The 14,611-nt window shown below is 45.5% G+C and carries 13 protein-coding genes and 1 pseudogene; 5 read left to right on the top strand and 9 right to left on the bottom strand.

Annotation, left to right across the window (positions count from 1 at the left end; all coding sequences use genetic code 11):
• Positions 1–285 precede the first annotated feature (285 nt).
• Positions 286–447, bottom strand: coding sequence for a hypothetical protein (locus KSZ58_RS22685; protein WP_002608148.1), 162 nt, complete (start codon positions 445–447; stop codon positions 286–288).
• A 204-nt stretch (positions 448–651) separates the two neighbouring features.
• Positions 652–1,008, bottom strand: a complete 357-nt coding sequence (locus tag KSZ58_RS08795) for a helix-turn-helix transcriptional regulator (RefSeq protein ID WP_002608147.1) — start codon at positions 1,006–1,008, stop codon at positions 652–654.
• Between the two features lie 197 nt (positions 1,009–1,205).
• On the opposite strand from KSZ58_RS08795, the gene KSZ58_RS08790 reads away from it, so the two are divergent.
• Positions 1,206–1,934, top strand: a complete 729-nt coding sequence (locus KSZ58_RS08790; protein WP_008819250.1) for an SIS domain-containing protein — start codon at positions 1,206–1,208, stop codon at positions 1,932–1,934.
• 108 nt (positions 1,935–2,042) lie between these two features.
• On the opposite strand, the gene KSZ58_RS23185 is transcribed toward KSZ58_RS08790, so the two are convergent.
• The 4 genes from KSZ58_RS23185 to KSZ58_RS08775 all read right to left on the bottom strand — a co-directional run bounded on the left by KSZ58_RS23185 (position 2,043) and on the right by KSZ58_RS08775 (position 5,331).
• Positions 2,043–2,174: a hypothetical protein gene (locus tag KSZ58_RS23185; RefSeq protein ID WP_272490526.1), complete on the bottom strand. Its 132-nt coding sequence runs from the start codon at positions 2,172–2,174 to the stop codon at positions 2,043–2,045.
• A 108-nt stretch (positions 2,175–2,282) separates the two neighbouring features.
• The gene (locus KSZ58_RS08785; RefSeq protein WP_142419691.1) at positions 2,283–3,608 is read right to left on the bottom strand and encodes a replication-associated recombination protein A; all 1,326 of its coding nucleotides are present in this window, start codon (positions 3,606–3,608) and stop codon (positions 2,283–2,285) included.
• Between the two features lie 18 nt (positions 3,609–3,626).
• Positions 3,627–4,442, bottom strand: coding sequence for a purine-nucleoside phosphorylase (locus KSZ58_RS08780; RefSeq protein ID WP_008819252.1), 816 nt, complete (start codon positions 4,440–4,442; stop codon positions 3,627–3,629).
• A 289-nt stretch (positions 4,443–4,731) separates the two neighbouring features.
• Positions 4,732–5,331, bottom strand: a complete 600-nt coding sequence (locus KSZ58_RS08775) for a sugar O-acetyltransferase (protein ID WP_008819253.1) — start codon at positions 5,329–5,331, stop codon at positions 4,732–4,734.
• Positions 5,332–5,876: 545 nt separating this feature from the next.
• Between KSZ58_RS08775 and KSZ58_RS23180 the strand changes: the two are divergent.
• The 3 genes and pseudogenes from KSZ58_RS23180 to KSZ58_RS08765 all read left to right on the top strand — a co-directional run.
• Positions 5,877–6,998: pseudogene (locus KSZ58_RS23180) on the top strand (acyl-CoA dehydrogenase); the annotation flags it as partial.
• A 171-nt stretch (positions 6,999–7,169) separates the two neighbouring features.
• Positions 7,170–7,781 (top strand): FAD-binding protein, encoded by a 612-nt coding sequence (locus KSZ58_RS23475; protein ID WP_227761328.1) that lies wholly within the window; start codon positions 7,170–7,172, stop codon positions 7,779–7,781.
• A 22-nt stretch (positions 7,782–7,803) separates the two neighbouring features.
• On the top strand, positions 7,804–9,009 hold the full coding sequence (locus tag KSZ58_RS08765) for an FprA family A-type flavoprotein (protein ID WP_002608141.1): 1,206 nt from the start codon (positions 7,804–7,806) through the stop codon (positions 9,007–9,009).
• A 363-nt stretch (positions 9,010–9,372) separates the two neighbouring features.
• Here KSZ58_RS08765 and KSZ58_RS08760 read toward each other — a convergent pair whose 3' ends face one another.
• The 3 genes from KSZ58_RS08760 to gnpA all read right to left on the bottom strand — a co-directional run bounded on the left by KSZ58_RS08760 (position 9,373) and on the right by gnpA (position 13,296).
• Positions 9,373–10,500, bottom strand: a complete 1,128-nt coding sequence (locus KSZ58_RS08760) for a hypothetical protein (protein WP_175627934.1) — start codon at positions 10,498–10,500, stop codon at positions 9,373–9,375.
• A gap of 105 nt (positions 10,501–10,605) precedes the next feature.
• A complete protein-coding gene (locus KSZ58_RS23175) occupies positions 10,606–10,728 on the bottom strand; it encodes a hypothetical protein (RefSeq protein ID WP_257271209.1) in 123 nt (40 codons plus the stop codon).
• 396 nt (positions 10,729–11,124) lie between these two features.
• Positions 11,125–13,296, bottom strand: a complete 2,172-nt coding sequence (gene gnpA, locus KSZ58_RS08755) for a 1,3-beta-galactosyl-N-acetylhexosamine phosphorylase (protein ID WP_175627933.1) — start codon at positions 13,294–13,296, stop codon at positions 11,125–11,127.
• A gap of 260 nt (positions 13,297–13,556) precedes the next feature.
• On the opposite strand from gnpA, the gene KSZ58_RS08750 reads away from it, so the two are divergent.
• Entirely contained in the window at positions 13,557–14,423 is an 867-nt protein-coding gene (locus tag KSZ58_RS08750) for an AraC family transcriptional regulator (RefSeq protein WP_002608138.1), read from the top strand.
• Positions 14,424–14,611: the final 188 nt, after the last annotated feature.

Genomic DNA, 14,611 nt, shown 5'->3' with positions numbered 1-14,611 from the left:
ATCCCCACACCACGGTCAGTTCTGGCGGACAGCTTTTTCATCCAGTACCAGTCAGTGCCTAGAAACAGAAAAGGACCCTGCGGTCCTCATCCGGTTTCAAAACAGTATGCATGCTCAGCTGCTGCAACACCAGGATGGATCCTGCAGGATTTGTTTTACAGCTGATGCACCGTGCGGTATCCTGCGCCGTAAGGATAGCAGTGCACGGTATAACAAACGCACATCCTTCTCATTCTCTTATGAAAAGGATTGCGCTCTCAGAACCATGACTTCAACACCTGTGATTTACTCTGCGACCGCAGTCGTATCCTCCTGCTGGTTCAACAGCATATCCAGTGTCTGCACAAGATCAAAAAATTTCTGCTTGCGCTCTTCACTGAGCTGTCGATAAAAGTTCAGCAGCTCATACTCATCATGATTCAGTACACAGGTATGTTTTTCTTCCATATTCCTCCTCTCTCTCCCTTTTACTTCTATAGTATATAAAATGAAAAAGTTTTCTTCCATACGAATTCTGCGCAAAATATAAAAAAACACCGATAAATACGGCATTTTATCATAAAAATAAAAATTTTCCATCTTTCTGTATTTGTCATTTACCAAAAGAATCGTCTTATTTTCCATGTTATGTAACAGTTGCATTTTTACTTCCTATTCCAGATGAAAGCTGAGTATACTTTTCATCAGCTTTGTAAAGGTCATCCGCCGTTCCTCCGGCACCTGATCAAAAATCTTCATGAATTCCAGCTCCATCGGATCATGCAGCATACGTCCGGGAAAATTGAAATCCGGTATTTGCAGAATCTGATTCATATTGATTTCCAGTATGCGGCAAATCAAAGACAGAATATCAAGCGGGGGCTGTGCATTCCCATTGATATATGAAGAAATCGAGCGCTGCGTGGAACCAACCAGTGCAGCAAGCTCCTTTTGCGTCATTCCCTTTCGTTGAAGCCCTTTTCGTATAGCATCTCCCACTCTTAAATTGATTTCCGTTACTTTTTTCATTCCGTCCACTCCAGTTTTTGTAATTATTATAATGGAAAAATTTTCCTATTTTAGCAGAATAGAATAATTAAAAGTGTTTTGTGCGGAAATAGCGTTTAAATTACATATTTTGTATAAAATGTTATAACTTTATATCCAATTATAGATTTTACATATAATCATGGTATACTGAAATCAGAAGAAAGTGAGGATTGATTATGGCATTTATTGATACGTATTTCAAAGAAGTGGAACAGCGTTTCGCGGTAATGAAACAGGAGCGGGAGCCGCTGGAACAGGCAGCACGACTATTGTTTGAAGCGGAGAAGGAACATCATACCATTTACACCTTCGGCAGCGGGCACTCGCATATGATCGGGCAGGATATCTATGCCAGAGCCGGAGGGTATGCAAAGGTTTATCCGATCAACGAAATCGAAATGACGCTGGCAACCCACCCGACAAAGAGTACCACACTGGAGCGGACAGCTTCCTATGCGGATGTACTGGATGCAATTTACACGATAGAAGCGGGAGATGTTCTGCTTGTCACCAGTAATTCCGGAAGAAATCCACTGGTGATCGAATACACGATGAGAGCCAGGGAAAAGGGTGCCCGTATTATCGTGATCACCTCCTTATCGCATAGCAAAACCATCGCTTCCCGTCATGAAAGCGGGCTGCGTCTGTTTGAGCTAGCGGATGTGATTCTGGACAATCATGCTCCGTATGGGGATGCGACAACACCAATCGATGAAGCAACCAGTATGGGACCTGTCAGTACCCTGACCGGATGCTTCCTTGCACAGTGTGTGATGGGAAGATTTGTCGAGCTGCTGAAGGAGCATGGCATGGAGGCTCCGGTGTTCGCCTCCAGCAATATGGACGGTGCCGATGAGCGAAATCGTGAGCTATTCGATAAGTATGTCATAAAAACTGTAAAATAAGAAACAGAAAACGGCGGTATGCATGGCACCTTTACCGCTGATGAAAACATAAAAAAGGCAATCTGAACCTGTTGTATCAAGGCTGGATTACCTTTTTTCTTAAGCTGCCTAATTCAGGAAATACGCAAACGCAGCTCCATGAGCATCTGTATCATACAGACTGTCTGCGTACAGCCGCCCGGATGCTTTCATGGCTTTCTTATGCGGCCTTTCTTCCTTACGGAAAGAGGCATTGATCATGCACAGCGCTGTCAAATGCCTGCAACCTGAAATCTGCGCCTATCCGTGTTCTGCCAATATCCCAGCGTTTCATCACTTGCAGGAAGGTCTTCTTAAAACACCGGCTCTCTATTTATTTTGATGCTTCCGTTTCCATTCCTTGATATCCTGCAATCGCTTGCTTACCCTTGCTTCACTTCCCTGTATCGTTGGGTGATAGTATTCCCTTCCCTTCAGGGATTCCGGCATACATTCCATGTTTGTCAGCTTTTCCTGCGTATCATGAGCATACTGATAGCCTTCTCCATAATGCAGGTCCTTCATGAGGGATGTCGGTGCATTTCGTATTTGCAGGGGAACCGGTTCACTCAGCATATGCACAGCATCCTCCTTCGCTGCGCCGTATGCCATATACAGGGCATTGGATTTCGGAGAAAGAGAAAGATAGGTAACCGCATGTGTCAAATGTACATTACACTCCGGCATACCGAGAAAATGGCATGCCTGATAAACCGCAACGCAGATTTCCAAGGCACGGCTGTCCGCCATCCCGATATCCTCACTCGCAAAACGAACCAGACGCCTTGCCACGTACAACGGGTCCTCCCCCGCCTCCAGCATTCTCGCAAGCCAGTAAATAGCTGCATCCACGTCGGAGTTGCGCATGGATTTATGCAGGGCACTGATCAGATTATAGTGCTCCTCTCCCTGTCTTTCATACAGCAGCGACTTCTGGGAGGTACATTGCTCCAGCACCTCTTTTGTGATGACGATTCCCGCTTCTGAGCTTTCTCCGTTTAAAACCACCATCTCCAGCGTATTCAGCGCTGTTCTGGCATCTCCGTTGGCAAACACGGCAAGCATATGCAGCTGCTCCTCTGTGATGAGAACATGCTGTGAGCCAAAGCCGCGTTCATCCTGCAGAGCATGCTTTAGCAGCTCCACCAGATCCGAAACCTCCAGTGCCTTCAGCACAAACACCTTGCAGCGGGAAAGAAGCGCGGCATTGACTTCAAATGACGGATTTTCCGTTGTTGCGCCAATCAAAATAATACTGCCCTTTTCCACATACGGCAGAAAGGCATCCTGCTGGGCTTTATTGAAACGATGTATTTCATCAACAAACACAATCGTCTTTCTGCCATACAGACGCGCGTCCTCCGCTTCCTTCATCACGGCCTTAATTTCACGGATTCCGCTTGTGACGGCACTGAAATTGATAAAATGTGCCTGTGTCTGCCTGGCGATGATTCTGGCAAGCGTCGTTTTTCCAACACCCGGCGGTCCCCAGAAGATCATGGAGGAAACCATATCCTTTTCTATCAGGTTATACAGTATCTTCCCTTTTCCAAGCAGATGCTTCTGCCCTACGTAATCCTGCAGCGAAGCCGGACGCAGTCGGGCGGCAAGAGGATCCTTCTGTACATCATTTTGAAACAGCGAATTCTGTTCCATGAAGCATCCCCCTCCTTCTTACCACTCCTTTAACAGTGCTTCCATCCATGTACAAAGCCGGGCACTGCTCTTATTTGCCATTTTCACAACCTCTTCATGTGAATGCTTTTCCTTCGCAATACCGGTTGCCATGTTGGTGATACATGCAATTCCCAGCACACGGATACCGAGATAATTTGCCGCTATAGTCTCCGGCACAGTGGACATTCCAATGGCATCACTGCCTGCTCTGGCATACATACGGATTTCCGCCGCTGTTTCATAATACGGTCCCTGAAAAAGGGTGTATACACCATGGCGGTAAGGAATTGCCAACTGATCCGCCACCTGTTCTGCCTTTTCACGCAGCTGGATGGAATAAGGCTCTGACATATCCGGAAAGCGTGGTCCGAAGCGCTCATCATTATCTCCAATCAAAGGATTTACATCCAGCGAATTGATAAAATCATCAATAATCATCAAATCCCCCGGTGTAAATTCCGGATTGATACCGCCACAGGCATTGGTCACGATCAAATCCCGAACACCGAGCAGCTTCATCACATAAATCGGATAGGTGACCTCCTTCATCGAAAAGCCTTCATAATAATGAAACCTCCCCTGCATAACGATCAGACGCTGATTTCCAATTCTGCCAAAGACCAGATTTCCCGCATGACCTGCCACTCTGGATTGCGGAAAATGTGGAATATCCTGATAGGAGAGCACTTCTTTATCCTCCATCATCTCCACCAGCGAGCCCAGTCCGCTTCCTAAAATGATGCCAATAAGTGGCTCTGTTTTCACGTGCTTACGAATATATTGCACGGATTCTTCTACTTGTTCATAAAACATGGTTTCATACCTCCTGCTTATCCTTATTATATCATAGCCATACCGCCGCAAGTGAGGACATGCAAATAACTTCTTTAAAAAGGGAGACTCTCCTCGACATTTCTTTTTCGCAGGGACAGCTTTCGCATAGCTTATCAGTCATATGCATATCCGTTTTCTTCCGTATTCCCTATCGCCATCAGACTGCAAATACAGCCTCACAGACGACTAGGCGATCGCTTACGGCGTATCCAAAAAGACCTTTACTGCCTATACAGGTGCGCTGTTTACGGGTTTCACCTGCTTCCCATCAACTTTCCTCCATTTGAATACGGTACTTCTTTCGATCCTCCTCTGTAATGCGGCGAATCACCCTGCAGGGAACACCTGCCGCAAGAACATGATCAGGAATGTCTCTGTTCACAACACTGCCTGCCCCAATCACCGAGCCTTCCCCAATGGTAACGCCCGCCAGCACCTGAACGCCTGCTCCGATCCATACATTGCTTTTCACATGAATGGGAAAGGCATACTCCAGCCCCTGCTTACGCTGTTCCACATCCAACGGATGCCCTGCCGTATAAAAGCCGCAGTTTGGTGCGATATAGACATAATCACCAAAGGTTACCTCTGCTCCGTCGAGTATGACACCGTTATGGTTCATAAAAAATTCATTTCCGATGCTGATATGATAGCCATAATCACACCAGAATGGTGGTTCTATGGATACATGCTTTCCCATCTGCTTGAATAAGCTGTGATAAATCTGATAGCGCTTTTCCGTATCGCTTGGACGCAGCTGATTGCACAGATGACACTGATCCTTACACCAGGCACGCTCATCCAGCAGTGCTGCGTTGTAATTCGCATTATACAGAAACCCTTCCTCCGCCTTTTTCTTTTCCGACATACAGCTCCTCCTTCCAATTGTTTTCCGCTAAGTACAGTATAGCATACGGCAGACCATAAGTCCGCAGGCTGAGAAGTAAAAGTCCGCATGTTAAAAGAGAATCTTATCGATTTGTAATTTGCAGAAAGAGGTAGGAAGGGACAAACACACATTCTTTCATACCTGTATGTATATGCGAAACCATAAATCGTATAGGTGAAGGAAATTCAAAGGCTGAATGAGTGTACAGCCGGTATACCTGTTTGAAAATGAAGCCGTATTCTCTTACGCAGAACGTTACAAATCATCTGCGCACCAGCATCTGCTTATCTTACACCTGTGGGACCTAATTCAGGAAATTCCAAAAGCGCTGGCGCCGTTTTTCAGGTACTTCTTAAAACGAATCCAAAAAAGGAAAATTCTGTGAGCATATCTTTAGACTTATTGTAAGCGCTATGATATTATCAGAGTGTAAAGTGATTTACATTCTTAAAATGATTCTCATATTAAGAAAAATCATGAAAGCAGAAGGAATATCATAGAGATAAGTGAGGAGGACGTAAACTATGCTATTTACAACGACACAGCAGCAGGAGGAAATCCGCAAGACAGTTCGGGAATTTGCGGAAACCGAAATCAAACCGATTGCCTTTATGCTCGATAAGGAAAATGAGTTCCCGAGTGAGGCGATTGCGAAGTTTGGAAAGATGGGTCTGATGGGTATTCCCTATCCAAAGGAATATGGAGGGGCCGGTCTGGATGTAATCAGCTATGCCATTGCTGTAGAAGAATTATCCCGTGTAGACGGTGGTACAGGTGTTATTCTGTCCGCACATGTCTCACTGGGAAGCTACCCTATTTTTGCGTTTGGTACCGAGGAACAGAAGCAGAAATATCTGGTACCGCTGGCAAGCGGTGAAAAAATCGGCGCATTTGGATTAACGGAGGTAAATGCCGGAAGTGATGCGGCAGGTACCGAAACAACGGCTGTTCTGGAGGGTGATTACTACATTCTGAACGGTGGCAAGATCTTTATTACAAATGCTGATAAGGCAGATACGTATGTCGTCTTTGCATCCACAAATCCGGAAATGGGAACCAGAGGAATCTCCGCATTTATCGTAGAGAAGGGCTGGGACGGCTTTACCTTCGGTGATCATTACGACAAGATGGGCATCCGTTCATCCTCAACAGCAGAGCTGATTTTCAATGATGTAAAGGTACCTAAGGAAAACCTGCTTGGTAAGCTTGGTCAGGGCTTTAAGATTGCAATGGCCACACTGGATGGCGGTCGTATCGGTATCGCCGCACAGGCACTGGGAATCGCACAGGGTGCGTATGAGAATGCGCTGGAATACGCAAAGGAGCGTGTGCAGTTCGGCAAACCGATTGCACAGCAGCAGGTCATCAGCTTCAAGCTTGCCGATATGGCAACCAAGCTGCGTTGTGCAAGAATGCTGATTTACTCCTCTGCGGAGCTGAAGGAACACCACGAACCATATGGCATGGAATCCGCAATGGCGAAGCAGTATGCAAGTGATGTTGCGCTGGAAATCTGCAACGATGCCTTACAGATCTTCGGCGGAAGCGGTTATCTGAAGGGTATGGAAGTGGAACGTGCGTATCGTGATGCAAAAATCACAACCATCTATGAAGGAACCAATGAAATTCAGAGGGTCGTTATTGCCTCTCATATCATAGGAAAAGCGCCAAAGGACGGCGGTGTCCGTAAGAAAAAAGGTGCAATCACAGGAGAACGTAAGAAACAGATATTCAAGGAAGGCGATGCACAGGAACGTGTCAATGCCCTGGTGGAAGCCTTACAGAAGGATGGCTATGATTTCACGGTCGGTATCCCGATGGATACCCCGATTATGAATGCGGAGCGTGTGGTATCAGCCGGCAAGGGTATCGGAGAAAAGAAGAACATGAAGCTGATTGAGGATCTGGCAAGAAGTGCAGGGGCCGCAATCGGAAGCTCCCGTCCAGTCGCAGAAACTCTGAAATATGTACCGATCAACCGCTATGTCGGTATGTCCGGTCAGAAATTTACCGGCAATCTGTATATCGCATGCGGTATCTCCGGTGCGGGACAGCATTTGAAGGGAATCAAGGATGCCACCACCATCGTTGCCATCAATACGAATGCCAATGCTCCGATCTTTAAAAATGCCGACTACGGGATTGTCGGTGATGTTATGGAAATACTGCCGCTGTTAAGCAAGGCTCTGGATACCGGAGAAAAGAAACCGGCTCCGCCAATGAAGAAAATGAAACGTCCGTTTATCAAAAAGGAAGCTCCTTCCTATATGCGTCATGTCTGCAATGGCTGCGGCTATGAATATGATCAGATGCTGGGAGATCCGGAAAATGATATTGCTCCGGGTACGCCGTTTGAAAAGCTGCCTGAGGAATGGATCTGTCCGGAATGCGGAGAAGCAAAGGATCAGTTCATCGAGACATTGGATTAAATAAAGAGAAGGAGGATGTAGTATGTACTGTGTAAGAAAAGTAGTTGACGATCTGTACTGGGTGGGAGGAAATGATCACCGTCTTGCCCTGTTTGAAAATATTCACCCGATTCCGAATGGCGTATCCTATAATTCCTATTTGCTGCTGGATAAGAAAACGGTATTGTTTGATACGGTGGACTGGGATGCCTGCCGTCAGTTTCTGGAAAATGTAGAGCATGTTCTGAACGGGCGTGACCTGGATTATCTGGTAATCAATCATATGGAGCCTGATCACGGTGCCAGCATTGAGGAAATTCTTCTTCGCTATCCAAAGGTGAAAATCATATCAACCGAAAAAAGCTTCCTGCTGATGCATCAGTTCGGCTTTAACGTTGACGGGCGCACAGAGGAGGTCAAGGAAGGCGATACCAGATGCTTCGGTAAGCACACCATCACCTTTGTAGAGGCTCCGATGGTGCACTGGCCGGAAGCAATGGTCAGCTTTGATGTAACAAACGGCGTTCTGTTTTCCGCTGATGCCTTTGGAAGCTTTGGCGCACTGGATGGCAAGCTGTTTAACGATGAGGTTGATTTTGACCGCGACTGGCTGGATGATGCCCGCCGTTACTATACCAATATCGTAGGAAAATACGGACCGCACGTACAGGCACTGCTGAAAAAGGCGGGAACCATTGATATCAAGGTCATCTGTCCGCTGCATGGACCGGTATGGAGAAATGATTTCGGTTATCTGCTGGATAAATATGACAAATGGAGCCGTTATGAGCCGGAGGAAACCGGTGTCCTGATTGCCTATGCCTCCATGTATGGAAATACGGAATCCGCCGCGCAGGTACTGGCTGCCAAGCTGGTGGAAAAGGGTGTCAAAAATGTTGTGGTGCATGATGTTTCCAATACCCATGTATCCTACCTGATCAGTGATACGTTTAAATACAGCCATATCGTACTGGCTTCGGTAACCTATAACCTGGGAATCTATCCTGTTATGCATGATTTCCTCATGCATATGAAGGCACTCAATATGCAGAAGCGTACGGTGGGAATCATTGAAAACGGGTCCTGGGCACCGAAATCCGGTTCCCTCATGAAGGACTTCCTGGATAATCAGATGAAGCAGATGAGTATTCTGAATTCTGAAGTATCCATGATCAGTGCCCTGAATGATAATAATAAATCTGAAATGGATAATCTGGTTGACAGCATCATTGATTCCATGGAGGCTTAACAAAGGAGGATTCTCAGCCGAGAATCCTTTTTTTGAGCGTATGACAGTCCAGCGGACAGAGTTCTCCACACGGTCATTCAGATGTTCCTTTTTCATATCTGAAGCACTTATTAAATGTTTAAACAAATGAATTGGTACTGTTGAGCATACTTGTCGGACACATAGAAAGTATTCAAAAAAACAGAATACGAATTGTTTCCTTCACAGGCTTTCGCCGTATGAAAAAACCGTTGCATATTTTTCCGGACAACACGTATCAAGCATAAAGGATAAGCTTCTACTTATGCGAGGTCAAAGGTTACTTCTCAACAAACAATGCAAAAGAAAAGAGCACCCGGCTCAATCCTTTATCTGTCGCACCGTCTATTCCCATTCGGAATCAAATTTCACACTGCAGTATTCCATTGCTCCGGAGGTCTTAAAGGACATGGAAACGGCAGTATTGCTTTCTGTCCTATACCGAACGCGAACACCGTTTTTGCTATACCACACACTCATCGGTTTTCCCAGTATCTGATACACATCCTGAAGTGTTGATGTACCGTTAACACCAGATGCGAATGTCAAAGCTTCCAGAGACTCATCCGCTGCAAATATTTCCTGAATCACATGCTTTTCGGTCAGCTGATCTGTGGAAGAAATCGTTCCATCCACTCGCAAATCAATACGCATATCACTTTTTTCTGCACTGATGGTAGTCTCTTTTTTATTATATTCATCCAGATATTTGGATTTCCACCCTTTTTCTATAAGTGCCTTCGCAGGTGTCGTTTTGTTTATGCTCACACCATCGAACTGTATGCTTCCCTTCGCAAATTCATCCGCAGCACTTCCCTTCGCAAGGGGGATATCATATACAGAATACCCAACTGCCTTAGCCGTATCAAAGCTGATATTCTCTTTCTTTTCCTTGCGTTTTTCACTTCCTGACAATGCAACCTTGCTCAGTTTTCCTTTTTCAAATGAAAACTCTGCCAGCTCAGAGGTTTCATACGAGGTACCTGTGACATAATCCATATTGCTGTCATCGTTGGAAATCCTATACTCATAAGGCGTTCCCAGTGCTTTGATTACATCCTGCTCAGTAGTACTTCCGATTTTAAAATTGTGAGGAAGCTTGTATTCCTTCACATTTTCTGTATTTCTGTCTGAAAAGACTACATGCTGAATCAGCGCATCGTTCACACTGATTTCTTCATCCTTCGGATTGAAGACACGGAGAATCATCGATTCCCGGTCATTATCCTTATATGTTAAAAATACCATATCATGTCCCAGCGCTTCGATATGCTCCGGCGCCTGATCCAGCTCCCAGGTATCCAGAAGATCCCCCAGCGGCTGGTAAATGGTGATATTCTCATCATGCAGTACGATCGTGAGATTTTCAAGCTTCAAGTCTTCTGCTTTTTTCTTCGCTTTCTCTTTTGAACAACCGCCGGCAAACAGCATGCCGCATGCCAGCAGCACCAATCCGTAATTTCTGATTTTCATACAGCTCTCCTTTTCATTTCTTCCATTTTGACAGCTTCAGCATATGAAACCCTCCCTCATACTGTCCTGAACCCATTGCTTTTCTTTCGAATACAGCAGCTTCGTTTATCTCCATCGTTTTCGTACCCGAATACGCAATGCGATATCATCAGAGAATGAGTCCATTCCGGCAAATACCGCAAAACACTCCGTCAGTTCTATTTGAACTGCCTCTTTTTCTCTGTTCACCCTTAATACCTCTGAAGAAAGAAAATGGTTGCAGAAAAGCAAAAATTATTTTTTAATATGGAAAAGCAGTGTAACATTTGTTCTATGTAAGAATTGTGCAGGCCGTTTATATCTTGAAATCGGCTACCACATTTCTCTTGTGAATCCCCTGCAGGACAGTATAAAAGAACATGAAGCAATTACTTACTGATTGTCCAATCCCTGTGTTTTCAATCTCAAACCTGAAAGACTTGGATATGCTGATTTCTTAATGCTGTTTTACAGTATCGAAAACCACGATATGAGTTCATAATACTGCCTGAAAGGACTGAAACCATGAAAATTCTATCTCATACGCTGTACACTCCTACGTCCATTTACCGCATGGAAAAATGCGGCATTCATGCCGCACAATTCTTATTCTTCCCCGCTGATGGAAAACCAGCGAATTTCATTTGCCTGTAAACGGATATCAAAGACATCATGGTCCGTATAAATCCGCGTATCCTGCACCTCATACGTATTGTTCACCACACAGTAGCTGTTTGTATTCGGATAAACATTGACCTCCACATTGCAGTTTTCGCTGTACCATTTTTTCATTTCGGTTTCTTTTCCTGCCGCATAGAACAGGCAGCGATACAGCAGACGTGCATTTTCAAAGCTGAATGGCAGACCGCTCAGATAGACACTTTTCCCTTTCCCATACGTATTGGCCGCAAAACGGATATTCTGATGTTCATTGATCAAAACCGTCGTATCCGGCAATGCATAGATATTGCGTATTTCTTCTCCAAGCTGTAAAGCTTCAGGTAGCTCCTCCTTCAGGAAATGCGGCTGTTCCTCCCAGTTATATTTATCCTGTGACAGGGAAAAGCCAACCTCCTTATCCACGCCCAGCACATCATACAGCTGGAAGAAATGCCCCTCCTTTTGTGCTGCGCTCGGTTCTCCAACGCCGATAAAGCCGCCCCCCTCGTATACAAATTTGCGAAGGGCGCTCACAATGCGTGCATCCTTCCAGTAATCTCCGCCGCTGAAGGCTGTATAGGCATCCCCTGCATTGATAATCACACCGGCATCATCCAGTACCTTCGGATTTTCCAGTATATCGTCAAAGCTGATAAACTGCACATCAAACGGCATGCCGCTCAAAGCCTCCAGAACGCCGGAATAGGAATAAATCTGCTTATACCACAGCGCATGAGCGACCATTTCCGCTCCCCAGCCACGAAGTGCTCCCCAGCTGTTTAGAATCGTTACCTTAAACGGCATGCACATCGGCTGTGCAGAGTGTACATGCTCGTACAGCTCACGAAATTCATTGCATACCTCTTCAATATAATCAACAAAATCCGGAAATTTCAATGCTAGCTTCAGATACCCGCCATATCCGATACGGTCCAGTGGTGAGCGAAGGATTGCACGCCTTGCGCTCACCCAGTTTACCTTCGCCTCCTGAACGGGGTCACCGCCCTCATGAAATACATCGGGGAAGAAATACGGCAGAAACCGTCCCTCGGTATACTTCACTCCTCTGATATCGGAAATCAGACGCAAGGTACGTCCATCCCCGACAGAGCCCACTACGGCATCCAGTCCAAGCTCCTGAAAGTAAGGACCAAACGGCTCTGTCCCAATCCAGTGGTCTCCCAGAAACATCATCGCTTCCTTGCCGGCTTCATGTGTAATATCCACAAATTTCTTCACCAGCTTCGCAACCTCACGCATCTGGAAATCCATGAAATCACGATATTCCTTCGTAGGAACACAGAAGGTGGAATTATGATATCCCTGATTGATGATATACTCAGGACGAAACCGGTATCCGACCTCCTGCTCGAACTGTTCAAGAATATAGGGGGACACACTGGCACTGTAACCGAACCAGTCTACAAATTTCTCACGCGCCTGCTCATCGAACATGAGCGTAAACTGATGAAAGAATGTCGTGAAGCGAATAACATCGACCTTTGGATGCTCAGCAATCCAGCGGCGCAGCTTATCCAGAACATATGCCTGGGTCTTTGGCTGCCGTACATCATAGGTCATCTGATGCTCCTCATGCTTCCATTCATTGGTCAGGGCATTGTACATATGCACCGGATCCCAGATCACAAATGCCAGAAAGCTTACTGTATACGCATGAAACGGCACACATTCCAACACGACAACCGCTTCCTTTTCCGCGTCATATTCCCACTTGTCCTCTGCAACCACATCACCGCTCGTACGGTCGATCACCTCCCACCACCGCTTTATATCATCCAGTGTATTGACCTTCAGCTGTTCCTTATAATAATGCTTCATCAACGGTATGGTCAGGGTCTGTGCACTTGCCGTCACCATATCGCTCATCAGATACATCTGCTGTATCTCCTGCGGATTTGCACTTGCCCATGCATTATCCTTTCTCGTCGTATAATAGGTCGCATACTGCTTCACATCCAGCTCACGCAGCTGCTCGGGCATGCTGGTGCCGTCACAGTCCCGGATCGCATCCGCCCCCCATCGTTCTATGATGTTTAAGGTTTCCTCAATTACATCAACATCACTCGGCACAGTTACGCGCCCCTTTTTCGTATTCATGTCAAACTCCTCCTGATCATCTTTATCTTCATTTTATGGGCTTATGAAGCGCTTGTCAAACCGTCCGGACACGTCGATCTGCAAAAAAACAGGCAAGATATCTAAAAAAGCGAATCCGGTATTTCTTATTTATTCGATAAACACAAGCATTGTATTTCATTTTTTAGAGATATTGGCTACTTTCACTTTTTGCCAATAAATATAATTCTTGTCAACGACAGCGGTGTCTATTATAATAAAAGCAGATATAAGGATGTGATATGATGAGTATACAAAGATATCAGTTGAAGAATCGCAAGCTGGATAAGATGAGCTTCCACCTTCTCTATATTTCAACAAGTCGTTATGAGGGTGACTGGCACAGCACGCCGCATGCCCATCACTGTACGGAATTATTTTATGTATCCAGCGGCAAGGGAAGCTTTCTTGTAAATGATGATGTTTTCGATGTAAAGGCGGATGATTTGATCATTGTCAATCCCAATGTCCCGCATACGGAAATGAGCAGGGATGAATCCCCTTTGGAATATATCGTTCTCGGTATTGAAGGTCTGCAGTTTACCAGCTTTACCAACCATATGGAATATGAGGACTACAGTGTCCACAACTATTATGAATTCAAGCATGAGATTCTGTTTTATCTGAAAACACTGGTGCAGGAAATGGCGCAGCAGGATGATGATTACGAGGCGGTATGTCAGAATCTGCTGGAGGTGCTGATCATTAACATGGTACGCAGGACAAAGGCGAACCTGATTGTAGCGCCGTCTCAGAAAATAACCAAGGAATGTCATTTTGTGGAGCAGTATATCAACAATCATTATCAGGAGGATATCACGCTAGAGCTGTTAAGTGAAAAAACCTACATGAATAAATTTTATCTGGTACATGCCTTTAAGCAGTACAAGGGCGTCTCCCCCATCAATTATCTCATCCGACTGCGTGTACAGCAGGCAAAGGAGCTGCTGGAAACCACAAATTATTCCATAGCACAGATTTCCGACTCCTGCGGCTTTTCCTCTCAGTCTTATTTCTCACAGGTCTTTAAAAAAGCATGCGGGATGACACCGAATGCCTATCGCAAAAGCAGTGATCGTGGCAAGGTCATCGCAAATGACATCACATAGCCGCTCATGCTTTGATATAGCACGATAGAAACCGTAGGAAGCCCTGTTTACAGTGTTTATGCCAAGCAGCTGTACGCTCCCCCTTATGCCGGAAAGCTGAAATTCATACATCCTTTCAAAATTCAAATAAGAAAGCAGGGAGTCCTTGATTGCATATGAGGTGTTTCTTGTTTCTCTGTAAAGAACGA

The sequence above is a fragment of the Erysipelatoclostridium sp. DFI.2.3 genome (assembly GCF_019132535.1).
Classification (GTDB): Bacteria; Bacillota_I; Bacilli_A; order Erysipelotrichales; family Erysipelotrichaceae; genus Clostridium_AQ; species Clostridium_AQ innocuum.
Note: the sequence above shows the minus strand (reverse complement) of the source record. Positions and strands in the feature narration are given on the sequence as shown.

Coding starts and splice junctions, on each gene's coding strand:
- KSZ58_RS08780 (WP_008819252.1), bottom strand. CDS start 4,442: ATGTTTTATGAACAAGTAGAAGAATCCGTGCAATATATTCGTAAGCAC.
- KSZ58_RS22685 (WP_002608148.1), bottom strand. CDS start 447: ATGGAAGAAAAACATACCTGTGTACTGAATCATGATGAGTATGAGCTG.
- KSZ58_RS08790 (WP_008819250.1), top strand. CDS start 1,206: ATGGCATTTATTGATACGTATTTCAAAGAAGTGGAACAGCGTTTCGCG.
- KSZ58_RS23475 (WP_227761328.1), top strand. CDS start 7,170: ATGGATACCCCGATTATGAATGCGGAGCGTGTGGTATCAGCCGGCAAG.
- KSZ58_RS08795 (WP_002608147.1), bottom strand. CDS start 1,008: ATGAAAAAAGTAACGGAAATCAATTTAAGAGTGGGAGATGCTATACGA.
- KSZ58_RS08760 (WP_175627934.1), bottom strand. CDS start 10,500: ATGAAAATCAGAAATTACGGATTGGTGCTGCTGGCATGCGGCATGCTG.
- KSZ58_RS08750 (WP_002608138.1), top strand. CDS start 13,557: ATGATGAGTATACAAAGATATCAGTTGAAGAATCGCAAGCTGGATAAG.
- KSZ58_RS23185 (WP_272490526.1), bottom strand. CDS start 2,174: ATGATCAATGCCTCTTTCCGTAAGGAAGAAAGGCCGCATAAGAAAGCC.
- KSZ58_RS08775 (WP_008819253.1), bottom strand. CDS start 5,331: ATGTCGGAAAAGAAAAAGGCGGAGGAAGGGTTTCTGTATAATGCGAAT.
- gnpA (WP_175627933.1), bottom strand. CDS start 13,296: ATGAATACGAAAAAGGGGCGCGTAACTGTGCCGAGTGATGTTGATGTA.
- KSZ58_RS08765 (WP_002608141.1), top strand. CDS start 7,804: ATGTACTGTGTAAGAAAAGTAGTTGACGATCTGTACTGGGTGGGAGGA.
- KSZ58_RS08785 (WP_142419691.1), bottom strand. CDS start 3,608: ATGGAACAGAATTCGCTGTTTCAAAATGATGTACAGAAGGATCCTCTT.